The organism is Sphingobium sp. BHU LFT2, from assembly GCF_018604485.1.
Lineage (GTDB): Bacteria > Pseudomonadota > Alphaproteobacteria > Sphingomonadales > Sphingomonadaceae > Sphingobium > Sphingobium yanoikuyae_A.
Genome location: NZ_JAFCGW010000007.1, coordinates 147,845 through 170,699, shown reverse-complemented (window position 1 = coordinate 170,699; position 22,855 = coordinate 147,845). Strand labels below are relative to the sequence as shown.

General features: G+C 66.0%; 17 protein-coding genes. 13 read left to right on the top strand and 4 right to left on the bottom strand.

The features are described 5' to 3' along the window. Window position 1 precedes the first annotated feature (1 nt). Genes kdpB through JQK15_RS15185 form a run of 4 tightly spaced genes read left to right on the top strand, consistent with a single transcriptional unit; the run spans window position 2 to window position 6,004 of the window. Window positions 2-2,050 (top strand): potassium-transporting ATPase subunit KdpB, encoded by a 2,049-nt coding sequence (gene kdpB, locus JQK15_RS15200; protein ID WP_214866279.1) that lies wholly within the window; start codon window positions 2-4, stop codon window positions 2,048-2,050. Between the two features lie 14 nt (window positions 2,051-2,064). Further along, window positions 2,065-2,655: a potassium-transporting ATPase subunit KdpC gene (gene kdpC, locus JQK15_RS15195; RefSeq protein ID WP_214866278.1), complete on the top strand. Its 591-nt coding sequence runs from the start codon at window positions 2,065-2,067 to the stop codon at window positions 2,653-2,655. Then, on the top strand, window positions 2,652-5,312 hold the full coding sequence (locus JQK15_RS15190; RefSeq protein WP_214866277.1) for a DUF4118 domain-containing protein: 2,661 nt from the start codon (window positions 2,652-2,654) through the stop codon (window positions 5,310-5,312). Before kdpC ends, JQK15_RS15190 begins: the two co-directional genes overlap by 4 nt. Further along, on the top strand, window positions 5,309-6,004 hold the full coding sequence (locus JQK15_RS15185) for a response regulator (RefSeq protein WP_214866276.1): 696 nt from the start codon (window positions 5,309-5,311) through the stop codon (window positions 6,002-6,004). The genes JQK15_RS15190 and JQK15_RS15185 overlap by 4 nt, the downstream gene beginning before the upstream one ends. 69 nt (window positions 6,005-6,073) lie before the next feature. Here the strand turns inward: JQK15_RS15185 and JQK15_RS15180 are convergent, their stop codons facing one another. Then, complete coding sequence (locus tag JQK15_RS15180) at window positions 6,074-7,972, bottom strand: potassium transporter Kup (RefSeq protein ID WP_214866275.1); 1,899 nt, start codon at window positions 7,970-7,972, stop codon at window positions 6,074-6,076. Window positions 7,973-8,198: 226 nt separating this feature from the next. Between JQK15_RS15180 and JQK15_RS15175 the strand changes: the two genes are divergently transcribed. The 5 genes from JQK15_RS15175 to JQK15_RS15155 all read left to right on the top strand — a co-directional run bounded on the left by JQK15_RS15175 (window position 8,199) and on the right by JQK15_RS15155 (window position 14,445). Further along, on the top strand, window positions 8,199-8,450 hold the full coding sequence (locus tag JQK15_RS15175; RefSeq protein ID WP_214866274.1) for a hypothetical protein: 252 nt from the start codon (window positions 8,199-8,201) through the stop codon (window positions 8,448-8,450). Window positions 8,451-8,554: 104 nt separating this feature from the next. Next, the gene (locus tag JQK15_RS15170; protein ID WP_214866273.1) at window positions 8,555-11,884 is read left to right on the top strand and encodes a trifunctional glycoside hydrolase family 18/polysaccharide deacetylase/glycosyltransferase family 2 protein; all 3,330 of its coding nucleotides are present in this window, start codon (window positions 8,555-8,557) and stop codon (window positions 11,882-11,884) included. A gap of 52 nt (window positions 11,885-11,936) precedes the next feature. Continuing rightward, a complete protein-coding gene (locus tag JQK15_RS15165; RefSeq protein WP_230588519.1) occupies window positions 11,937-12,353 on the top strand; it encodes a PDZ domain-containing protein in 417 nt (138 codons plus the stop codon). 12 nt (window positions 12,354-12,365) lie between these two features. Beyond that, the gene (locus JQK15_RS15160) at window positions 12,366-13,052 is read left to right on the top strand and encodes a winged helix-turn-helix domain-containing protein (RefSeq protein ID WP_004208490.1); all 687 of its coding nucleotides are present in this window, start codon (window positions 12,366-12,368) and stop codon (window positions 13,050-13,052) included. After that, a complete protein-coding gene (locus tag JQK15_RS15155; RefSeq protein ID WP_214866272.1) occupies window positions 13,045-14,445 on the top strand; it encodes a sensor histidine kinase in 1,401 nt (466 codons plus the stop codon). The genes JQK15_RS15160 and JQK15_RS15155 overlap by 8 nt, the downstream gene beginning before the upstream one ends. A 253-nt stretch (window positions 14,446-14,698) precedes the next feature. Here the strand turns inward: JQK15_RS15155 and JQK15_RS15150 are convergent, their stop codons facing one another. Both JQK15_RS15150 and JQK15_RS15145 read right to left on the bottom strand, forming a co-directional pair. Beyond that, complete coding sequence (locus JQK15_RS15150) at window positions 14,699-15,559, bottom strand: SMP-30/gluconolactonase/LRE family protein (RefSeq protein ID WP_214866271.1); 861 nt, start codon at window positions 15,557-15,559, stop codon at window positions 14,699-14,701. A gap of 1 nt (window position 15,560) precedes the next feature. After that, window positions 15,561-16,709, bottom strand: coding sequence for an aldose epimerase family protein (locus JQK15_RS15145; protein ID WP_214866270.1), 1,149 nt, complete (start codon window positions 16,707-16,709; stop codon window positions 15,561-15,563). Window positions 16,710-16,834: 125 nt separating this feature from the next. Here JQK15_RS15145 and JQK15_RS15140 point away from each other — a divergent pair, with 125 nt between their 5' ends. Further along, window positions 16,835-18,139 (top strand): sugar MFS transporter, encoded by a 1,305-nt coding sequence (locus JQK15_RS15140; RefSeq protein ID WP_004208494.1) that lies wholly within the window; start codon window positions 16,835-16,837, stop codon window positions 18,137-18,139. Window positions 18,140-18,343: 204 nt separating this feature from the next. Here JQK15_RS15140 and JQK15_RS15135 read toward each other — a convergent pair whose 3' ends face one another. Beyond that, a complete protein-coding gene (locus JQK15_RS15135) occupies window positions 18,344-19,111 on the bottom strand; it encodes a FadR/GntR family transcriptional regulator (RefSeq protein ID WP_214866269.1) in 768 nt (255 codons plus the stop codon). A gap of 231 nt (window positions 19,112-19,342) precedes the next feature. On the opposite strand from JQK15_RS15135, the gene araD1 reads away from it, so the two are divergent. Genes araD1 through JQK15_RS15120 form a run of 3 tightly spaced genes read left to right on the top strand, consistent with a single transcriptional unit; the run spans window position 19,343 to window position 22,851 of the window. Next, window positions 19,343-20,335 (top strand): AraD1 family protein, encoded by a 993-nt coding sequence (gene araD1 / locus JQK15_RS15130; RefSeq protein WP_214866268.1) that lies wholly within the window; start codon window positions 19,343-19,345, stop codon window positions 20,333-20,335. A 4-nt stretch (window positions 20,336-20,339) separates the two neighbouring features. Continuing rightward, complete coding sequence (locus JQK15_RS15125; RefSeq protein ID WP_214866267.1) at window positions 20,340-21,266, top strand: Gfo/Idh/MocA family protein; 927 nt, start codon at window positions 20,340-20,342, stop codon at window positions 21,264-21,266. A 19-nt stretch (window positions 21,267-21,285) separates the two neighbouring features. After that, the gene (locus JQK15_RS15120; protein ID WP_069337960.1) at window positions 21,286-22,851 is read left to right on the top strand and encodes an alpha-N-arabinofuranosidase; all 1,566 of its coding nucleotides are present in this window, start codon (window positions 21,286-21,288) and stop codon (window positions 22,849-22,851) included. The last annotated feature ends 4 nt before the right edge of the window (window positions 22,852-22,855 follow it).

Below are 22,855 nucleotides of genomic sequence, written 5' to 3'. Positions count from 1 at the left end.
CATGGCCCGGTCCTCTGACAAATCCGAACAAAAATCGCTCTTCACCGCGGACCTGATCGTCCCGGCTTGTCGAGACGCCTTCCGCAAACTCAATCCCAAGGAACTGATCCGCAACCCGGTGATGTTCACCACCGCGATCGTCGCGGTCCTGCTGACCGTCCTGCTCCTTGTCGGGCAGGACAGCCTGGCCGTCGGCTTCAAGCTGCAGTTGGTGATCTGGCTCTGGCTCACGGTCCTCTTCGGCACCTTTGCCGAGGCGCTGGCCGAAGGCCGTGGCAAGGCGCAGGCCGCCTCGCTGCGCGCGACCAAGGCGGACCTGACCGCCAAGCGGCTGAAGGGCCATGGCGAAAGCTATGAAAATGTCGCCGCCAGCGCGCTGAAGCTGGGCGACGTGGTGCTGGTCCAGACCGGCGACCTGATCCCGTCCGACGGCGAGGTCGTCTCCGGCGTCGCCTCCGTCAACGAAGCGGCCATCACCGGCGAATCCGCGCCGGTGATCCGCGAGGCGGGCGGCGACCGTTCGGCCGTGACGGCGGGCACCCGCGTCATTTCCGACGAGATCCGCGTCCGCGTCACCGTCAATCCCGGCCAGGGCTTTCTCGATCGCATGATCGCGCTGGTCGAGGGTGCGGAGCGGCAGAAGACGCCGAACGAGATCGCCCTCACCCTGTTGCTGGTCGGCCTGACCATCATCTTCCTGATCGCGGTAGGCACCATCCCCAGCTTCGCCAGCTATGCCGGCGGTGCCATTCCGGTGGCGATCCTGGCGGCCTTGCTGATCACCCTGATCCCGACCACCATCGCCGCCCTTCTGTCGGCGATCGGCATTGCCGGCATGGACCGTCTGGTGCGCTTCAATGTGCTCGCCAAGTCCGGCCGCGCGGTCGAGGCGGCGGGCGACATCGACGTGCTGCTGCTGGACAAGACCGGCACCATCACCGTGGGTGATCGTCAGGCGACCGAATTCCGTCCGGTCGGCGGCGCCACCCCGGTCCAGCTCGCACAAGCCGCGCTGCTCGCCAGCCTGGCCGACGAGACCCCCGAGGGCCGTTCGATCGTGCTGCTGGCCCGCGAAGGCTTCAACCAGTCGGTAGACGCCCTGCCCGCCAATGCGGAGATCATTCCCTTCACCGCCCAGACCCGGATTTCCGGCGTCACCATCGATGGATCGACGATCCAGAAGGGGGCGGTGGATTCGGTGCTGAAGGCCAATCCGGGCCTGGGTTCCACCCCGGTCGCCAACGAACTGCGCCGCATCACCGACGAGATCGCCCGTGCCGGCGGCACCCCGCTGGCGGTGGCCAAGGACGGCAAGCTGCTGGGCGCGATCTTCCTCAAGGACATCGTCAAGGCCGGCATCCGGGAACGGTTCGGCGAACTGCGCCAGATGGGCATCCGCACTGTGATGATCACCGGCGACAACCCGCTGACCGCCGCCAGCATCGCGGCCGAGGCCGGGGTCGACGACTTCCTGGCGCAGGCAACGCCCGAAGACAAGCTGGCCCTGATCCGCAAGGAACAGCAAGGCGGTCGCCTGGTCGCGATGTGCGGCGACGGCACCAACGACGCCCCTGCCCTGGCGCAGGCCGATGTCGGCGTCGCCATGAACACCGGGACCCAGGCTGCCCGCGAAGCCGGCAACATGGTCGACCTGGACAGCGATCCGACCAAGCTGATCGAGGTGGTGGGTCTGGGCAAGCAGCTGCTGATGACGCGCGGCGCGCTCACGACCTTCTCGGTCGCCAATGACGTGGCCAAATATTTCGCGATCATCCCGGCCATGTTCGTGGCGCTCTATCCGGGCCTTGGCATCCTCAACGTCATGGGGCTGGCCACGCCGGAAAGCGCGATCCTGTCGGCGATCATCTTCAACGCGCTGATCATTCCCTGTCTGGTGCCGCTGGCGCTCAAGGGCGTGACCTATCGCCCGATCGGCGCCGGTCCGCTGCTGGCCCGCAACCTCGCAATCTATGGCCTGGGTGGCCTGATCGCGCCGTTCGTGGGCATCAAGCTGATCGACCTTGCCGTCAACGGCCTCGGCCTCGCCTGAGGAAGGACAAATCCATGTTTACCGATTTCAAATCCGCCCTGCGTCCGGCCCTGACCATGACGCTGCTCTTCGCCCTGCTGCTGGGCATTGCCTATCCGCTGGCGCTGACCGGCATCGGCCAGGCGGTGTTCCCGTCCCAGGCCAATGGCAGCCTGGTCGAGGATCAGGGCAAGGTCGTCGGTTCGACCATCATTGGTCAGGCCTTCACCTCGGACATCTATTTCCACAGCCGTCCGTCGGCGGCGGGCAAGGGCTATGACGGCCTTGCCTCCTCCGGCTCCAACTATGGTCCGACCAGCCACGCGCTGGCCGACCGCGTCAAGACCGACGTCGAGACTCTTCAAGCTGCTACACCTGGTCGTTTTGTTCCGTCCGATCTGGTGACCACCTCTGCCTCGGGGCTTGACCCCCATATCAGCCCCGAGGCAGCTTTTTATCAGGTCGATCGCGTCGCCGCCGCGCGGGGGATCGATGCGGCGCGCGTCCGCAGCCTGGTAGAACAGAGCGTCGAGCAGCCGCTGCTGGGCTTCATCGGCGAACCCCGTGTCAATCTGTTCGATCTCAATCGACGGCTGGATGCAATTGACGCTAAACGGACCAAGTGAACGAACAGCATCGCCCTGATCCAGAAGCCTTCCTGCGCGCAGCCGCGCAGGAAGGCCGTGGCCGCCTGAAGGTCTTTCTCGGCGCTGCGCCGGGGGTGGGCAAGACATGGGAGATGCTGACCGAAGGACGGCAGCGGCGCGAGGCAGGCGTCGATGTCGTCGTCGGCGTGGTGGAGACCCATGGCCGGCGCGAGACCGAAGCGCTGGTCCATGGCCATGAGATCATCCCCCGCCGCACCGTCGACCATCAGGGCCACAGCCTGGGCGAGATGGATATCGACGCAATCCTGGCGCGCCATCCGCAGCTGGCGCTGGTCGACGAGCTGGCGCACAGCAATGCGCCGGGCAGCCGCCACCCCAAACGCTATCAGGATGTCGAGGAATTGCTGGCCGCCGGCATCGACGTCTATTCGACGATCAACATCCAGCATGTCGAAAGCCTCAACGACGTCGTCGCCTCCTTCACCCGCGTCCGCGTGCGGGAAACGGTGCCCGATTCGATCCTGGAACATGCCGAGATCGAAGTGGTGGACATTCCGCCCGACGAGCTGATCGAGCGGCTAAAGGACGGCAAGGTCTATATCCCGCAGGAAGCCAGCCGCGCCCTCAACCATTTCTTTTCCAAGTCGAACCTGACCGCACTGCGCGAACTGGCGCTGCGCCGCGCCGCCCAGGCGGTCGATGCCCAGATGCTCGACTATGTCCGCGCCCATGCGCTGGCGGGCAGCTTCGCCGCCGGCGAGCGGGTGATCGTGGCGGTGAGCGAACAGCCGAGCGCCGCCGGCCTGGTCCGTTCCGCCAAGCGGCTGGCCGATGCGCTGCGCGCGCCCTGGACCGCCATCCATATCGAAACCCCGCGTGGGCCGCAGCTGTCGGACGAGGACCGGCAGCGTCTGGCCGACACGCTTGCCCTCGCCTCCCGCCTCGGCGCCGAAACCGCCTCCATCCCCGCCCCCAGCGTCGCCGATGGGCTGCGCGGTTTCGCCGCCGATGCCCGCGCCACCCAGATCGTGATCGGCAAGTCGGCGCGCAGCTGGTGGTTCGAATTGCGCCATGGGTCGGTGGTCGACCGGCTGGTGCGCGACATCGGCCCGGTCGCCGTCCATGTCATGCCCGGCGAGGAAAGCGCGCCGCGCCCGCGCACCGCCGGCGGCGGCCATTGGGGCGACCCGATCGGCTATGTCTGGTCGATGCTGGCGGTGATCGGCATGACCCTGCTCGGCCGGCTGATGCTGGAGGTGATCGACCTCGGCAATATCGCCCTGCTCTATCTGGTGCCGGTGATGTTCGCGGCGGCCAGCCATGGCCTGCGCACGAGTCTTGCCACCGGCCTGGCCTCCAGCCTTGCCTATAATTTCTTTTTCCTGCCGCCCACGGGCACGCTGACCGTCAGCAATCCGGAAAATGTCATCTCCATCCTCGTCTTCCTGGGCGTGGCGGTGGTGACCAGCCAGTTTGCCGCGCGGATGCATGCCCAGTCGGTTCTCGCCCAGTCCAGTGCGCGGCAGAATGCGACTCTGGCGGGCTTTTCGCGCCAGCTCACCGCCTCCCCCAGCCTGGAGGAAATCCGTCACGCCATCTGCGCCGAGATCGCCCGGCTGTTCGACGTGCGCACCGTGCTGATGATCCCGTCGGATGAAGGGCCGCAATTGCGCGCTGCCTATCCGCCCGAGGACCGGCTGGACGAGATCGAGCGCGCCGCCGCGCGCTGGGCGATGGACCATGGCGAGCCGGCCGGACGCGGCTCCTCTACCCTCACCGCTTCGGACTGGCTGTTCCTGCCGGTGACCGCCAAGGACGCAGTGCTGGCCGTGATCGGCCTGGCCCGCGAGGATGCCGGCGAACCGGTCCGATCCGATCAGTTCCCGCTGCTGATGAGCCTCATCGATCAGGCGGCGATCGCGCTCGATCGCATGGCGCTGGAGGAGGCGATGCTCGAAGCCGGGCAGATTCGCGAGCGCGACCGGTTGCGCTCCGCCCTGCTCTCCTCGGTCAGCCATGATCTGCGCACGCCGCTCACCACCATCATCTCGGCGACGCGCGAGCTGCGCACCCACCCCTCGCCCGAGCTGATCGATACGCTGGATGGCGAGGCCCAACGCCTGTCCCGCTTCGTCGCCAATCTGCTGGACATGGCGCGGGTGGAGGCCGGCGCACTGCCGATGCGGGCGGAGGCGACCGACCTGTTTGACGCCGTCGCCAGCGCCGCCCATGACAGCCGCAGCGCGCTGGCCGATCGCCAGCTCGACGTACAGATCCCGCCTGACATCCCGCTGGTCCGGGTCGACCCGGTGCTGCTGCACCACATCCTCATCAACCTGCTCGACAATGCCGGCCGCTATGGCGATCCCGGCACGCCCGTGACCGTGCGCAGCCTGCGCGAACCCGACGCCATCAGCCTGTCGGTGATCGACCAGGGGCCGGGCATCCCCGCCGGCATGGAAGCGCGGGTGTTCGACACCTTCACCCGGCTGGAAGGATCTGACCGGTCAAAGACCGGCACCGGCCTTGGCCTCGCCATCGTCAAGGCCTTTGCCGAGGCGATGGGGCTCAGCGTATCGGCGCGCACCGTTGCCGACCCGGCCGGCGCCTGTTTCACCCTGCACATTCCCCAATCCCTCATCCTCACCGACATCATGGAAAAGGACATCGCATGAAGCCGCGCCACAGCCTGCTGATCGTCGATGACGAACCGCAGATCCGCCGGCTGATCCAGGCCGCCCTCGCCCGTGCCGACTATGCCACGATCGAGGCGCAGACCGCGCGCGAAGCGCTGGACAAGCTGCGCAGCGAGCGGCCCGACATCACCCTGCTGGACCTCGGCCTGCCCGACCGCGACGGGCTGGAGCTGGTGCCGATCATCAAGAAAGAAAGCGACACGACGCTGATTATCGTGTCGGCGCGCGACGCCACCGATGAGAAGGTCGCCGCGCTGGACCTGGGCGCCGACGATTATCTGACCAAGCCGTTCGACACCGACGAACTGCTTGCCCGCGTGCGGGTGGCGCTGCGCAACCGGATGACCCGCGACGGCGGATCGACCAAGGTGACGGCGGGCGACCTGACGATCGACCTGGTCGCCCATATCGTCACGAAGGGCGGGGTCGAGGTGCATCTGACGCCCAAGGAATATGGCGTGCTGGAGCAGCTCGCGCGCTTTCCCGGCCGGGTCATCACCCACAAGCAGATCATGGACCATGTCTGGCCCAACGAACATGCCCATCATGTCGAATATCTGCGCGTGCTGGTGCGCGGCCTGCGCCAGAAGCTGGAGGCCGACCCGCAGCGCCCCCAGATCATCAGCAACGAACTGGGGATCGGCTACCGCCTGAAACAGGGTACGGACTGACATCAAAATAGAGCCTGATTCACGCCATCGGTGAAAGCGCGGAGCGCTTTCGCCTCAGACGATCAGGCTCTAGATCTCGATCTGCGACCCCAGCTCGACCACGCGGTTGGTCGGCAGGTTGAAGAAGGCCATCGGGCTTTCCGCATTGCGGATCATCCAGGCGAACAGCTTTTCGCGCCACATCGCCATGCCCGGCCGTTCCGACGGAATCAGCGTCTGGCGGCTGAGGAAATAGCTCGTGTCCTTGACGCTGATCGGCCCGCCACAGTCGTGGACCGACTTCATCGCCGCCGGAATATCCACATCCTCCATGAAGCCATGGCGCAGGATCAGCCGGTAGAAGCCCGATCCATGATCCTCCACCGTCGTGCGCCCCTGCAGCGGCAGATGCGGCACGCCCTGGGTGCGCACGGTCAGGATGATGACCCGTTCGTGCAGCACCTTGTTATGCTTCACATTGTGCAGCAGTGCCGGCGGCACGCCGTCGGTGGTGGAGGACAGGAAGATCGCCGTCCCCGGCACGCGCTTGAGCGAGGCCAGCGTCGATCGCACGAACAGGTCCAGCTCCATCGCCCCTTCGCGCAGATAATGGCGCATGATCCGCCGCCCGGTCGCCCAGGTGGTCAGCACGGTGAAGACCACCGCCGCGACCAGCAACGGGAACCAGCCGCCATCGGGGATCTTGGTCACGTTCGACGCGAAATAGGCGCCGTCGATGATCAGGAACAGGCCGGTGACGCCCGCCGCCGCCGGCAGTGGCCAGCGCCATACGCTGAAGGTCAGCACGCCCAGCATGCAGGCGGTGATGACCATCGTGCCGGTCACTGCGATGCCATAGGCGGCCGCCAGGTTGCTGCTGTTGCCAAAGCCCAGCACCAGCAGGATGACGAAGATCAGCAGCAGCCAGTTGATGAGCGGCACATAGATTTGCCCCGCCGCCGAAGCGCTGGTGTGGAGGATGCGCAGGCGAGGCAGGAAGCCCAGTTGCACCGCCTGCTGCGTGACGGAGAATGCGCCCGAGATCACCGCCTGGCTGGCGATGATCGTCGCCATGGTGGCCAGGATCACCAGCGGCAGCCGCGCCCAGTCCGGCGCCATCAGGAAGAAGGGATTTTGCGCCGCCGCCGGATTGTCGAGCAGCAATGCCCCCTGCCCCAGATAGTTGAGCATCAGGCAGGGGAAGGCGGCATAGAGCCAGGCGATGCTGATCGCCTTGCGTCCGAAATGGCCCATATCGGCATAGAGCGCCTCCGCGCCGGTCACCGCCAACACGACCGAGCCGAGCGCCAGGAAGGCGAGCCTGGGGTCGATCGCGAAGAAGCGGATCGCCCAGAGCGGATTGACGATGCCGATGATTTCCGGGTGCTGCACCACATTGGCGATGCCGAGCGCTGCGAGCGTGATGAAATAGATCGCCATGATCGGGCCGAAGGCCATGCCGACCATCGCCGTGCCGAAGCGCTGGATCAGGAATAATGCGATCAGGATCAGGATTGCGATCGGCAGCACCATATCCGCCAGGCTCGCCTGCACGATGGTCAGGCCCTCGACCGCCGACAGCACCGAAATGGCCGGCGTGATGATCGCGTCGCCATAAAAGAGCGCGGTCGCCAGCACGCCCAGCATCGCGATCGCCGGGGTCCAGCGCGTCTCCCCCAATCGCCGGCCGATCAGCGCCAGCAGCGCCATGCTGCCGCCTTCGCCATCATTGTCGGCGCGCATGACGATGAACACATATTTGACGGTGACGATCAGCGTCATCGTCCAGAAGATCAGCGAGAGGACGCCATAGATATGCAGCGGATCGACCGTCAGCGGGTGATGGCCGACGAAGCTTTCCTTGAGCGCATAGAGCGGCGAGGTGCCGATGTCGCCGAACACCACGCCCAGCGCACCGAGCGCAAGCGCAGCCGGTCGGCCATGCGGCGTGCGATCCTGGCCTCCGGCCGGATCCCCCTGTTCAGTCATCATGCGTGCCCTTCGTCTTTCTATCGGGCCGCCATGCCATGAAAGGCCATTTGAAAACCATAGGGGTCTGCCCTCCCCGGCATAGGATTCGCATATGATTCCGGCCCAGGCGGCCTGCATCAGCTTCAAATGCTATGAAATCCCTACGCAATCTGCCGGTTCCCTGTCTCGCATCCCTATGCCCGTCCGCTTAATTGCGATGCCGCCGCAACGGAGGCGGCACGCGATGCACAATTGGCGTCCCCGCTGGACCTTGAAGATCGGCCTGCGCCTGCTCGGCCTCGCCTTGCTAACCACGCTCCGGCCCGAAGGGCGCGCCCTGGCTGCGCTCGCCCATGGCCATCCATCGATCACCATCGGCCAGTTGTCGCTTGCCGCGCTGGCCTTTCTGTCTGCCAGCATCGGGATGGCGCTGCTGTTGATGGGCCCCGACCTGTGGAAGCCGGTGCGCCTGGCCGATCGCTGGACCGCGCGATGAGGTTCATGACCAAGATTTCATGATGGGATCATCCGGCGGGAAGCCGGGCCGGCCTATTGCCGCGTCATCGTCGCAGAGGAGTAGCGACGCGCGGACCACAGGCCATGACCAGACCCATTTTCTTCGATCCCACCGGCCGGCGCGGCATCTGGGCGCGGCGCGCCCTCGCCGCCCTGCTGTGCGCCATCATCGCCGCCACCATCGCCTTTGCGACGACGCTGATCGCTGTCCCGTCGGAAGGCGATCTGGCGCTGCCTTTGCCCCAGCCACGCGCCGCGCATCTGACCGGCATGTCGCGGCTGCGCCATGACCTGTCCAAATGGCTGCCGCGCTGGCCCGGCCATGCCGCACAGGCCCGCCCGCTCAATGTCGGCTTCTACGTCCCCGATGACGAAAGCAGCATCGCCTCACTGCGTCGTCATGTCGGCCAGCTCGACTGGGTCGTGCCCGCCCTGGTGACCGTGCCGGGCAGCGATCCCGCGCCCCGTTTCCATGCCGACCCGCGCCTCGACCAGATGATCGCCAGCATGGGCCGACCGCCCAAGCTGCTGCCGATGGTCCAGAATCTGGATGCCCATGGCTGGAACGGCGCCGGCACCGCCCGCCTGCTCGCCAATCCTGCCGCCAGCCGCCAGCTCGCCCAGCGGCTCGCCGCCTCGGTCGCGGCGCATCATGATGCCGGACTGGTGATGGACTTTGAATCGCTGCCGTCCGGCGCGCTGCCCGCCTATCTCCATTTCCTGCGTCAGCTGCGCAGCAACCTGCCCGCCCGCGCCAAGCTGGCCGTCACCGCTCCCGCCGGCGAGGACTGGCCGCTCGCCCGCCTCGGCCAAATTGCCGACCATGTCATCTTCATGGCCTATGACCAGCATTGGCAGGGCGGCACGCCCGGCCCGATCGCCGCGCAGGACTGGTTCGCCCGCGCGGTCGAGGATGCCAGCCGCCGCATCGGCCGCGATCGCATCATCGTCGCGCTCGGCAGCTATGGCTATGACTGGCATGATGACGGCGCCGATGCCCTGTCGCTCGACGAGGCCTGGCTCGCCGCCCATGACAGCGACGCCCCGCTCAGCTTCGATCCCGCCAGCGGCAATGCCGGCTTCGCCTATGATGATGACGGCCATCGCCATCAGGTCTGGATGCTCGACGCCGCCGCCAGCTGGAACGAGTTGCAGGCGCTGCGCCGTCTGGGCATCCAGGGCGTGGCGCTGTGGCGGCTGGGCAGCGAGGATCCGGGCATCTGGTCCGATCTCACCGCCTTCCGCAACGGCGGCCGGCCCGATCTGCGCCAGGTCGCGAGCAAGCTCGACACCGATGTCGAGGGATCGGGCGAGATATTGCGCATCACCGCAACGCCGACCGATGGCAGCCGCTCGATCGCCTTCGGCCCGCAGGGGACGATCCTGCGCGAAACCTATCATGTCCTGCCCACCCCCTATCAGGTGCGGCGGACCGGCGGCGCTCAGCCCAAGATGCTGGCGCTGACCTTCGACGACGGCCCGGACGCGACCTGGACGCCGAAAATCCTGTCGGTGCTGGAACAGCATCATGTGCCCGGCACCTTCTTCGTCATCGGCGAAAATGCACTGGAGCATCCCGGCCTGTTGCAGCGGATCGTCGCCGACGGCGACGAGATCGGCAACCATAGCTACAGCCATCCCAACCTCGCCACCTGGTCGGACGAGAGCACCCGCCTGGAACTCAACGCCACCCAGCGGCTGGTCCAGGCCTATACCGGGCGCAGCATGAAGCTGTTCCGCGCGCCCTATTTCGGCGACGCCGAACCGACCACGGCGGACGAACTGGGGCCGGCGCTGGCGGCGCAGAAGGCGGGCTATACCGTCGTCGGCCTGCACGTCGATCCCAATGACTGGCAGCGGCCGGGCACCGATACGATCGTCCGCCAGGTGATCGATCAGGTCCATGCCGCCGATGCCGAGCGGTCCGGGAATATCATCCTGCTGCATGATGGTGGCGGCGAACGGTCACAGACGGTCGCGGCCCTGCCGCAGATCATCACCACCCTGCAGAAGGAAGGCTATCGCTTCGTACCGGTGTCCCGCCTTGCCGGTCTGTCGCGCGAAGCGGCGATGCCGCCGGTCCGTGCCGGCGACCTGACCGCCGTGCGCGTCGATGTCGGCATGTTCATCACGCTCGCCGTCATCTCCGCCGTGCTCGGCTGGATCTTCTACGTCGCCATCTCGCTCGGCATTGCCCGCGCGCTGCTGATGACCTTCCTCGCCTGGTTCCAGACCCGTCGCGACCGACCGGCCCCGCCCGTCTATCAGCCGACCGTCTCGGTCATCATCCCCGCCTATAATGAGGCGCGTGTTATCGAAGCGTCGGTACGGCGCGTGTTGGCCAGCGACTATCCCGCATTGCAGTTGATCGTCGCCGACGACGGGTCGAAGGACGAGACCAGCGCCATCGTCGCCCGCGCCTTTGCCGACGATCCGCGCGTCACCCTGCTGACCTTGCAGAATGGCGGCAAGGCGGCGGCGCTCAACCGCGCCCTGACGGAGGCGAGCGGCGAGATATTGATCGCGCTCGACGCCGACACCCAGTTCGAGCCGCTGACGATCGCGCGGCTGGCGCGCTGGTTCGCCGATCCGGCGATCGGCGCGGTGGCTGGCGACGCCCGTGTCGGCAACCGGGTCAATCTCGTCACCCGCTGGCAGGCGCTGGAATATATCACCGCGCAGAATCTGGAGCGGCGCGCGCTCGCCGGCTTCGACGCCATGACCGTGGTGCCCGGCGCCGTCGGTGCCTGGCGCCGGACGGCGCTGGACGCCGTGGGCGGCTATCCCGAAGATACGCTGGCCGAGGATCAGGATCTGACCATCGCGATCCAGCGCGCCGGTTGGCGCGTCACCTTCGATCCCGAGGCGGTCGCCTGGACCGAGGCGCCTGAAAGCTTCAGGGCATTGTCGAAGCAGCGCTATCGCTGGGCCTTCGGCACGCTGCAATGCCTGTGGAAACATGCCGCCATCCTGCGCAGCCGCAAGCCGACCGGCCTCGCGCTGGTCGGTATGCCGCAGGCCTGGCTGTTCCAGATCGTCTTTGCCGCCATCTCGCCGCTGATCGATCTGGCGCTGCTGCTGTCGATCGCCGGGACGATCCTGCGCGTGCAGCAGCATGGCTGGGCCCAGACCAGCGGCGACGTCGCGACCATGGCGCTCTACTGGCTGGTGTTCACCGGCATCGATATTGCCTGCGGCTGGATGGCCTATCGGCTCGACGGCAACAAGGTGCGCTACCCCGCCCATCTGCTGGTTGCCCAGCGCTTCGTCTATCGTCAGATCATGTATTGGGTGGTGGTGCGCGCGATCGCATCGGCCATTGGCGGCTGGGTCGTGGGATGGGGCAAGCTGGAGCGGTCGGGTCGCGTCTCGGTCACGCCGGCTGCGGCGGCTCCCGGCATGAACAAAGTGTAACATGACACGCAACCCCGCCTCGCCCATTCTACCCGCAAAGACAGCTCAGGACATGGCCAGGAACATGGAGGCCCCGCGCATAGACAAGACCGCAACCAGCCGCCTGCTGATCGGCCTGGCGCTGTGTGCGGCGTTGATGAGCGGCGCCTTCTTCCTGCATGTCCGCCGCGATGCGGAGGATCATGGCAGCGTGTCGGGCGCGAGTGCCCAATTACTGCCCGGATTGACGCTGGAAAATGCCGAGCCGGCCGGCACCGGCCTTGTCGTCACCAGCATGGAATCGAGCGGCCCGGCGGCCCGCGCCGGCATCGCCGTGGGCGACGACCTCATCCGTATCGACGGCACGCCGATCGCCTCGCTGGACCAGGCCAATGCCTATCTCAGCCAGCATGGCAACGCCCATCTCATATTGGGCTTGCGGCATCAGGATGCCGTCCGCATGGTGGCGCTCGACCGTTCGCCAGATTAGGGGGCCGCGCGCATGAGCCACAAGATTCTGGTGGTGGAGGATGATGCCGCCACCGCCGCCTATATCGTCAAGGGCATGACCGAGGCGGGCTTTACCGTCGATCAGGCCGATAATGGCCGTGACGGTCTGTTCCTCGCCAGCGACGGCAGCTATGGCGCGATCATCCTAGACCGGATGATGCCAGCGATGGACGGCATGGCGATGCTGAAGGCGCTGCGTGCCGCCAGCATCGAAACCCCGGTCATCTTCCTCTCCGCGCTCGGCACGCCCGAGGATCGGGTCGAGGGTCTCACCAGCGGCTCCGACGATTATCTGACCAAGCCCTTCGCCTTTGCCGAACTTCTGGCGCGCGTGCAGTTGCTGCTGCGCAAGGCCGGCGGCAATGCCGCGGTCGTCACCAGCCTGCGCTATGACGATCTCGACATGGACCTGCTCGCCCGCCGGGTGAAGCGCGCCGGCAAGGCGATCGACCTGCAACCGCGCGAATTTCGCCTGCTCGAATTCTTCCTGCGCCACCCCGACCAGGTCGTCACCCGCACCATGTTGCTGGAAGGCGTGTGGGACTATCATTTCGACCCCGGCACCAATGTGATCGACGTGCATATCAGCCGCCTGCGCCGCAAGCTGGACGACGTATCGGACCGGCCGCTGCTGCATACGGTACGCGGCATGGGCTACCGCCTGGGTCTCGATGGCTGAGGTGGAGGCGCGGGCCGGGGCTGCGACCGGCTGGCGCGGCTTTGCCCGGTCGACCATCGGCCGTTTCGTCGGGCTCGCCTTCCTCTGCCAGTTCCTGGTGACCGGCGGCGTGCTGCTGTTCGTGCAGCAGGCGAGCCAGCGCACCGTCGTCGCCGCCGACCGCGATGCCGTCCATGACCTGCGCGACGAATTGCTGCGGGTCGCGCGGGAGCGCGGCGCGGCCGGGCTGCGGCAGGATATCGAACGGCGCCTGCCCACGGTGCGCAGCGAGCGCATCGTCTTGTTGCTGACCGACGCGCAGGGGCGGATCGTCGCGGGCAATCTGGGCGCCTGGCCGACGACCATAACCGACAATACCCCCTGGCGCACGATCGAGCTGTATCGCATCGGCGGCGAACAGCCCGAGCCGATCGGCGTCAGCACATCCCGCCTGCCCGATGGCGGCCGCCTGCTAGCCGGCATCGTCACGTCCCACAGCCTGCAACTGACCCGCATCTATGAGGAGGCGCTGACCATCGCCTTCCTGATGAGCCTGCTGCTCACCCTCATCATCGCGATCCTGCTCGGCCGGGTGCTGACGCGCCAGATCTCCGCGATCGCCGACACCGCCAATGCGGTCGCGGTCGGCGCCTTCCATCGCCGGGTCGCCACCGACGGCAGCGGCGACGCCTTCGATCGGCTGGGCCTGTCGATCAATGCCATGCTGGAGCGGATCGACGCGCTGGTCAGCCAGTTGCGGATGATGACCGACGGCTTGGCCCATGACCTCAAATCCCCCGTCACCCGCCTGCTCTCGGTGGTGGAGCAGGCCAGCACCCAGACCCGCGACGACCAGGCGCTCGACGCGCTGGAAAAGGTCCATCGCGAGGCGCAGACGCTGCAGGGGATGCTCTCGACCGCCCTGCTCATCAGCCGTACCGAGGCCGGTTTCGGCAGCGACCGGATGCGCGACACGGCGATCGCCGAACTGCTGGAGGATCTGGCCGAAGTCTATGGCCCGCTGATCGAGGATAGCGGCTTCACCCTCCATGTCGCGGCCCCCGCTGGCCTCGCCTTCCCGCTTCACCGCGAACTGGTGAGCCAGGCGATCGCCAATCTGATCGAGAATGCGCTGAAATATGCCGAGGGCGGCGATCGTATCGCGCTCGATGCCGCGATGGATGGCGACGCGCTGACCATCTCCGTCAGCGACAATGGGCCGGGCATTCCCGCCGACCAGCATGAGGCAGCAATGAAGCGCTTCGGCCGACTCGACCCGTCGCGCACCAAGCCCGGATCGGGGCTGGGCCTGTCGCTGGTCGAGGCCGTGGCACGGCTGCATCATGGCGCGCTTCTGCTGGGCGATGCCGCCCCAGGCCTGCGCGCGACGTTGCGCCTGCGCCGCCCCGCCTGAGCAGCGCCCGATTTTCCAGCGATTTCAGGGAAAAGGCACATCCCGGCCGACAGCGTAGCGCGTGCAGTCGCCGGCCATCGACCGGGATGAAGCATTGCCACCCTTTTGGAGAGGGGAGTGACAACGTTGTCCTGCGCATTAGCGCGTAGCCGCAGGGGTTGCAACAGCGATTTGCCACGGCTCGTCGCAGGACATGAAAAAAGCCGCCAAGCCCTTGCAGGCCGGCGGCTTATTTTCTGTCGGTCGGCTTGTATCAGCCGGCGTAGAGATTGGTCGGCAGGCCCTTCACACCGCATTCCACCTCGAAGAAGGCGCCGTCATAGTCGGATTCGGGCAGGCCGATCGCGGCCGAACTGACGAACATGCGGTCGAGGTCGGGACCGGCGAAGGTGATGTTGGTCACCTGCTTGGCCGGCAGTTCGATCGCCCGATCGAGCTTACCCTCGGGCGAGAAGCGGCTGATCCGCGAACCGCCCCAATGGGCCACCCACAAATAGCCTTCGGCATCCACCGTCATGCCATCGGGATGGCCATCGGCTTCGGTGAAGGTGATGAAGGGCTGGCGATCGTGAATCGCGCCATCCGCGCCGCGGCGGAAGCGATACATGATCCGGCGGCCGGTATCGCTATGATAGAGATATTCGCCACAGGCCGAGAAGGCCGGGCCGTTGGGCACGCGATAGCCATCGTCCATCACCGTGACCGAACCATCGGGATCGAGGCGATAGAGCGCGCCGACATCCTGCCCTTCAGCCATGTCCATCGTGCCGCACCAGATGCGGCCATCCTTGTCCGCCTTGCCATCGTTCATGCGATTGCCGGGCAGATGCGGTTCGGGATCATGGATCGGCGTGATCGCCAGCGGGTCCAGCGTGAAGCTGGCAAAGCCGCTCTGGAAACCGCCGATGAAGCCGCCCCGCGCCCGCTCGGCCACCCAGCCAAGCGGTTCGGGCATGGCCCAGCGCGACACCTGGCCATCGTCGAGCGACAGCCGGTTGAGCGCCGGGGCCAGGATATCGACCCAATAGACCGCATTTTCACGGGCGGACCAGAGCGTCCCCTCCCCCAGCGTGTCGCGGATCTCGCCGCGTTCGATCTTGCGCCAGGCGGTCATGTCAGCGCTTCACCGACAGGCGGTAGACCATCTGGTGATGATAGGGCTTGCCCGGATCGACCCGCGCCGAAACGAAGCTCGGCTGATTGGGCGAGTCGGGGAATTTCTGCGGTTCCAGCGCGATGCCGTCACCCATGCGATACACATGGCTGTTCTTGCCGATGAAGGTGCCGTCCAGGAAATTGCCGGTATAGAACTGCACGCCCGGCTCGGTGGTCAGCACTTCGAGGACGCGGCCCGATGCCGGATCTTCCAGACGCGCGGCAAGGCCCGGCGTCTTGGTCAGCCCCTTGTCGAGCGCGAAATTATGGTCGTAGCCACGGCCCGCGATGATCTGCGCATCATGGCCATCGCGGATGCCGTCGGCGACGCGGCGGCCATTGCGGAAGTCGAACACGCCGCCGTCCACCGGCTTCAGTTCGCCGGTCGGGATCAGATTGGCATCGACCGGGGTATAGGCCTTGGCCGGAATCGTCAGCACATGGCCCAGCGCGCCGTCGGTCGAGCCTTCGCCGCCCAGGTCGAAGATCGCATGGTTGGTCATGTTGACGATGGTCGGCTTGTCGGTCTTCGCGTCGAACGCGATGCCCAGATTGCCGCTCTCGTCCAGCGTATAGGTGACGGTGACGTCCAGCTTGCCGGGATAGCCCGAATCGCCATCGGGGCTGACCAGCGACAGGACGAGGGTCGCGACCGGGCCGCTCTTGACCGACACGACCTTCCACACCTGCTTGTCGAAGCCCTTGCCGCCGCCATGCAGCGAGTTGACCTTATCGTTGAGCGGCAGCTGATAGGCCTTGCCGTCGAGGCTGAACTTGCCGCCGGCGATGCGGTTGGCATAGCGGCCCACGGTCACGCCGAAGAAGTTGGGATGGTCGACATAGCCGGCCAGATCGTCATAGCCCAGCAGCACGTCGGCGCTCTTACCGTCCTTGTCCGGGCCGGACAGCGACTGGAGCGTCGCGCCATAGCTCAGGATCTTGGCCGACACGCCATGGCTGTTGCTCAGCGTGATCGTCTCGATCGCGGTGCCGTCCGCCAGCTTGCCGGCCGGCGCGCGGCTGGCATCCGCCGCCATCGCCGTGCCGCTTGCGAGCGACAGGGCCAGTGCGTATGACAGCGTTGTTTTCAAATCGACGACCTTTCGCATGGACTTCCTCTCGTGAAACCTACGCCCATTGACGGGCGGTTACGGGGGATATACTCCGACAAAATAAGCGGACGCAACCCTAGATCGGTCTCGTCAGCTAGTGGAACTGCACTGGAGAAGGATGAATGGCAGGACCGATTTCCTCAGGCGCTGCGCCGGTCGCAACGCATAACCCCGGCACGCGTTATGGGCCCGCGCTCGCGCTGCTGGCCAGCCTCTTCTTCATGTGGGGCTTCATCACCGTCATCAACAACACGCTGCTGCCGCATCTGCGCAGCGTGTTCGAGTTGAGCTATACCCAGACGACCTTGATCGAATCGGTCTGGTTCATCGCCTATTTCGTCGCCTCGATTCCCTCGGCCAAGCTGATCGAGCGGGTCGGCTATCAGAAGTCGCTGGTGATCGGCCTGCTGATCATGGCCGCCGGCGCGCTGGGCATGACGGTCGCCGCCTCCATTCCCTCCTATGGCGTGACCCTGGTCATGCTGTTCGTGATCGCTAGCGGCATCACCCTGCTGCAGGTCGCCGCCAACCCCTATGTCGCGGTCGTCGGCAAACCGGAAACCGCCTCGTCGCGCCTCAACCTGGTGCAGGCGATGAACTCGGCCGGCACGATGCTGGCCCCGATGTTCGGCGCCTATCTGATCCTCGGCCGGTCGAAGGCCGGCACGGCGCAGGGCGAAGTCGTCCTGACCCAGGCCGAACGCCTGGCCGACGCCCAGTCGGTGATCCTGCCCTATGTGCTGGTCGCGATCGTGCTGGTGGTGCTGGCCTTCGTCATCGCCCGCTTCCCCCTGCCCGCCATGGGCAGCGCGACCTCGCGCCTCGCCAAGGAAGAGCGCAAGAAGCATTCGCTCTGGTCGCACCGCAACCTGGTGTTCGGCATCCCGGCGATCTTCATCTATCTGATCGCGGAAATCGGCGTCGCCAACCTGTTCGTCAATTTCGTCAGCCAGCCCACCATCGCCAACCTGACCCATGAACAGGCCGGCAATTATCTGTCGCTGCTGTGGGGCGGCATGATGGTCGGCCGCTTTGCCGGCTCGGCGATCATGCAGAAGTTCGACGCGGGCCATGTGCTCGCCGCCTTCTCGGTCGGCGCCTTCATCGTGATGATGGTCACCGTCTTCACCACCGGACCGGTCGCCATGTGGTCGCTGATCCTGGTCGGCCTGTTCCACTCGATCATGTTCCCGACCATCTTCACCCTCGGCATCAAGGGCCTTGGCCCGCTGACCGAAGAAGGTTCGGGCCTGCTGGTGATGGCGATTGCCGGCGGCGCACTGGTCGTGGTGCAGGGCTGGATGGCGGACCATTATGGCCTGCAGACCAGCTTCCTGCTGACCGCCGCCTGCGAACTCTATGTCCTCTTCTACGCCCTGTGGGGATCGAAGACGACGCAGGCGCTGCCGGAACCGGAACTGCACTAAGCGTCAGGCTTGGCCCCAAACAGAAAAGGCCGAGGTGGATCGCCACCTCGGCCTTTTTCTTTGGGTTGTTTTGTTAGCTACCGCACCGGCCCGCACCCCCACCCGGCCTCCCATCAGGATACCATGTCTGGGCGGCCGGGTGGGGGCGTGGGCAGGTGAGGTTCCAAAAAAATGCGCTCTTCCGCGCATTTTTCGTCAGACGCCTCAGCGCCCCATCGTGCTCGCCGTGTCCTCCAGCGCCAGGTCGACCAGCACGCCCATCGCCTCGGCCGCCGCGACCGGATCGCCCGCCGCGATCGCGTCATAGACACGCACATGGTCGGGAATCGGGTTGCGCGGCAGGGCACGGGCGCGCTGCTTGAACTGGGTGGTCCAGTTGACCGCAGCGCCGATACTGGCAGTCAGCGTCAGCAAGGCATCATTGCGCGTCGCGTTCAGGATCGCATTGTGGAAATCGCGGTCGGCCGCGCGCCCCGCCTCGGTCGCCAGCGTATGGCGGCGCATCGCGGTCAGCGCATCCTTCATGATGCGCAGATCCTCCTTGTCGCGCCGCATCGCCGCCAGCCGCGCCGCTGCCGGCTCGACGATGGCACGCAGTTCGAACAGGTCGCGCACGAACTGGATGTCGGGTTCGCCGGCAAAGGCCCAGGCCAGCACTTCGGGGTCCAGCAGGTTCCAGCGATTGCGTGGCAGCACGCGGGTGCCCGCCTTGGGCCGGCTTTCCACCAGCCCCTTGGCGGTCAGCACCTGGATCGCCTCGCGATAGGCGCTGCGCGATACTTCCAGTTCCTCGGCAAAGGCGACTTCGCCCGACAGCGTGTCGCCGGGCTGATATTGGCCGGACAAGATCGCCATGCCCAGCTTGTGCGCGATCGCGCCATGCAGCCGGCGACCGGGGCCGCGCGTCGGCTTGGCCACCCCTCCGCCATTGTCCGCCCCTGCCCCATTTCCGGGCGGCTTCCCCTGTTCCATTCACGCTCCTCTCGGCCTGCCCCTCATCAGGCATGGCTCTTCTTAAAAGACAATCATTGCCATTACCATCTTCCTGTAATATGTCGGAGTAATTAAGGGATGGAAAGGGAAAAGGCGGCCACCATTCGGCTGATTGCCCGACCTTTCCAGGCAGCGCGCCAGCTTGGCGCAAAGCGGGATTGTCTAGCCAATACCAGCGCCATGGATCGGCGCGCGGGAGGAGAGTTTTTCATGACATTGCGTCTGTTGCAGCACCGCGCCGAAAACGGCGTCCGGTCCGTGATCGCGGCCGAAGGTGACACCGCCCATTTCGTTCCCGGTTTCGACAGCATCCGCGCGCTCGCGCTGCATGCCATCGACCGCAAGATCAGCCTGGCCGAAGCGGTCGCCGCCGCAGGCAAGGGTGATGCTGTCAACATCGGTGTCGCTTTCGAGGCCGGCGAACTGCTCGCCCCGATCGACCATGAGGATGGCGCCCATATCCAGCTGACCGGCACCGGCCTCACCCATCTCGGCTCGGCCGAGGGTCGCGACAAGATGCACCGCGAGGCGGCCGCTGCCGAAAAGCAGACCGATTCGATGCGCATGTTCCTGGAAGGGCTGGAGGGCGGCAAGCCCGCCGCCGGCCAGACCGGCCAGCAGCCCGAATGGTTCTACAAGGGTGACGGCTCGCAGCTCGTCGGCCCGACCGATCCGCTCACCATGCCCGCCTTTGCCAAGGATGGCGGCGAGGAACCGGAAATCGCCGGCATCTACATCATCGGCTCCGACGGCATGCCCTATCGCCTCGGCCTCGCGCTCGCCAACGAGTTCAGCGACCATGTGACCGAGCGTCACAATTATCTGTGGCTCGCCCATTCCAAGCTGCGCCAGGCCTCGCTTGGCCCGGAACTGCTGGTCGGCACGCCGCCCGAGCATATCGAGGGCACCAGCCGCATCCTGCGCGACGGCCAGACCATCTGGGAAAAGCCGTTCCTGTCGGGCGAAGGCAATATGTCGCACAGCTTCGCCAATCTGGAACATCATCATTTCAAATATGACCTGTTCCGCCGTCCCGGCGACGTCCATGTCCATTTCTTCGGCACCGCCACCCTGTCCTTCAGCGACGGCGTGCAGACGCAGGAAGGCGACGTGTTCGAAATCATCGCTGCGCCGTTCACCCTGCCGGTGCGCAATGCGCTCAAGCGCGCCGAACCTGTCGAAGTGACCGTACAGGCGCTCTGAAGCGATGGACCCGATCCGCATCGCGATCATCGGCATCGGCAAGATTGCACGCGACCAGCATGTCCCCGCCATCCGTGGGAACAGCGCGTTCAGTCTTGCCGCGACGGTCAGCCCGCATGATGCCGGGCTGGACGGCGTGCCGCACCATGCCAGCCTGGACGACTTGCTGGAACAGGGTCCGGCCGTCGATGCGGTCGCACTCTGCACCCCGCCCCAGGTCCGTTACGACCTGGCAGCGCAGGCTTTGGCCAAGGGCATCCATGTCTTCCTGGAAAAGCCGCCCGGCGCGACCCTGGCCGAAGTGGCCGCGCTCAGCGCCCGTGCCGACAAGGTCGGGGCCAGCCTGTTCGCGGCCTGGCATTCGCGCTTTGCCGCCGGCGTCGCTCCGGCCCGCGCCTGGCTCGCCGAACGGCGGATCGACAAGGTGTCGATCATCTGGCGTGAGGATGTCCGCGTCTGGCATCCGGGCCAGGCCTGGATCTGGCAGCCCGGCGGCCTCGGCGTGTTCGACCCCGGCATCAACGCCCTGTCGATCGCGACCCATATCCTGCCGCGCCCCTTCTTCCTGAAGGACGCGACCCTGGTGCTGCCGGAAAACCGCGCAGCGCCGATCGCCGCCGACATCCTGTTCCGCGACACCGCTGGCGCCGAAATCCACATGGATCTCGACTGGCGCCAGACCGGCCCGCAAAGCTGGGACATCATCGTCGAGACCGATGCCGGACCCTTGAAGCTCAGCCATGGAGGCGCCGTGCTGTCGCTGCCCAGCGGCACCGAACATGGCGAGGATATCGAATATGCCGGCCTCTACAGCCGCTTCGCCACATTGATCCGCGGCGGCCGCAGCGATGTCGATACCGACCCGCTGCGCCTGGTCGCCGACGCCTTCCTGCGCGGCAAGCGGGAAACCACCGACGCATTTCACGACTGACATTCGAGAGGAGAGAGGAATGTTGAAAGCCCTGCGCCGTACCACGGCCGCGCTGCTGCTGTGCGCCACCGCGCTCGCGCCGGCCGCGCACGCCCAGACCGGCGGCAAGCCGACCACGGCGACGATCCATGCCGACCAGCCCGGCGCCGTCTATGACAAGCGCGTCTTCACCCAGTTTGCCGAGCATCTGGGCAATGGCATCTATGGCGGCCTGTGGGTCGGCAACGACAAGTCCATCCCCAACACCAACGGCTTCCGCAACGACGTCGTGGCCGCGCTGCGCAACCTGTCGGTGCCGGTGATCCGCTGGCCCGGCGGCTGCTTCGCCGACGAATATCATTGGCGTGAAGGCATCGGCCCCAAGAAGGACCGCCCGGTCAAGGTCAACACCCATTGGGGCGGCGTGACCGAACCGAACACCGTCGGCACGCACGAATTTTTCGAACTGCTGCGCCAGGTCGGCGCCGAAGCCTATATCGCCGGCAATGTCGGCAACGGCACGCCGCAGGAAATGGCCGAATGGGTCGAATATATGACCGCGCCCGCCGGCAGCCTTGCCGAACTGCGCGCCAAGAACGGTCATAAGGAACCCTGGGCTGTTCCCTATTTCGGCATCGGCAACGAGCTGTGGGGTTGCGGTGGCAACATGCGCCCCGAATTCGCCGCCGACGAAACCCGTCGCTATGCCACCTTCGTCAAGGCGCCTGCCGGCACCAAGATCATGAAGGTCGCCGCCGGCGCGAATGTCGACGACTATAACTGGACCGAAACCATGATGCGTGTCGCGGGCGACAAGCTCGATGGCGTCTCGCTCCATTATTATGTCCATCCCGCCGGTGGCTGGCCGCCGCGCGCTCCCGCCGTCGACTTCGACGAAAATGGCTGGGCCGACGCGCTCAACGGCGCGATGCACATGGACGAGCTGATCACCAAGCACAGCGCGATCATGGACAAATATGATCCCAAGAAGCGCGTCTTCCTGGCGGTCGACGAATGGGGCGCCTGGTATGCCCAGGATCCGGGCACGCATCCTGGCTTCCTGCGCCAGCAGAACACGCTGCGCGACGCGCTGATCGCCTCGATCCATCTCGACATCTTCGCCAAGCATGCCGACCGCGTCCGCATGACGGCGATCGCGCAGATGGTGAACGTGCTGCAGGCGATGATCCTGACCGACGGCAAGAAGATGGTGCTGACGCCCACCTATCATGTCTTCGAGATGTACAAGCCCTGGCAGGACGCCACCGTGCTGCCGATCGACATCCAGACGCCCTGGTATGCGAAGGATCAGTACACGATGCCGGCGGTCAGCGGCTCGGCGGTCAAGGGCAAGGACGGCAAGGTCCATGTCGGCCTGTCGAACCTCGACCCGAACCAGACCAACACCGTCACCGTGAAGCTCGATGGCCTGAGCGCCAGCGGCGTCACCGGTCGTATCCTGACGGCGTCGGCGATCAATTCGCACAACACGTTCGACGCGCCCGAAACCGTCAAGCCCGTCGCCTTCACCGGCGCACAGGTCAGCGGCGGCACGCTGACCGTCGCGCTGCCGCCCAAGTCGGTGGTCGTGCTCGAACTGCAATAAGGCT

Coding starts and splice junctions, on each gene's coding strand:
- kdpB (WP_214866279.1), top strand. CDS start 2: ATGGCCCGGTCCTCTGACAAATCCGAACAAAAATCGCTCTTCACCGCG.
- kdpC (WP_214866278.1), top strand. CDS start 2,065: ATGTTTACCGATTTCAAATCCGCCCTGCGTCCGGCCCTGACCATGACG.
- JQK15_RS15185 (WP_214866276.1), top strand. CDS start 5,309: ATGAAGCCGCGCCACAGCCTGCTGATCGTCGATGACGAACCGCAGATC.
- JQK15_RS15180 (WP_214866275.1), bottom strand. CDS start 7,972: ATGACTGAACAGGGGGATCCGGCCGGAGGCCAGGATCGCACGCCGCAT.
- JQK15_RS15175 (WP_214866274.1), top strand. CDS start 8,199: ATGCACAATTGGCGTCCCCGCTGGACCTTGAAGATCGGCCTGCGCCTG.
- JQK15_RS15170 (WP_214866273.1), top strand. CDS start 8,555: ATGACCAGACCCATTTTCTTCGATCCCACCGGCCGGCGCGGCATCTGG.
- JQK15_RS15165 (WP_230588519.1), top strand. CDS start 11,937: ATGGCCAGGAACATGGAGGCCCCGCGCATAGACAAGACCGCAACCAGC.
- JQK15_RS15160 (WP_004208490.1), top strand. CDS start 12,366: ATGAGCCACAAGATTCTGGTGGTGGAGGATGATGCCGCCACCGCCGCC.
- JQK15_RS15155 (WP_214866272.1), top strand. CDS start 13,045: ATGGCTGAGGTGGAGGCGCGGGCCGGGGCTGCGACCGGCTGGCGCGGC.
- JQK15_RS15150 (WP_214866271.1), bottom strand. CDS start 15,559: ATGACCGCCTGGCGCAAGATCGAACGCGGCGAGATCCGCGACACGCTG.
- JQK15_RS15145 (WP_214866270.1), bottom strand. CDS start 16,709: ATGCGAAAGGTCGTCGATTTGAAAACAACGCTGTCATACGCACTGGCC.
- JQK15_RS15140 (WP_004208494.1), top strand. CDS start 16,835: ATGGCAGGACCGATTTCCTCAGGCGCTGCGCCGGTCGCAACGCATAAC.
- JQK15_RS15135 (WP_214866269.1), bottom strand. CDS start 19,111: ATGGAACAGGGGAAGCCGCCCGGAAATGGGGCAGGGGCGGACAATGGC.
- araD1 (WP_214866268.1), top strand. CDS start 19,343: ATGACATTGCGTCTGTTGCAGCACCGCGCCGAAAACGGCGTCCGGTCC.
- JQK15_RS15125 (WP_214866267.1), top strand. CDS start 20,340: ATGGACCCGATCCGCATCGCGATCATCGGCATCGGCAAGATTGCACGC.
- JQK15_RS15120 (WP_069337960.1), top strand. CDS start 21,286: ATGTTGAAAGCCCTGCGCCGTACCACGGCCGCGCTGCTGCTGTGCGCC.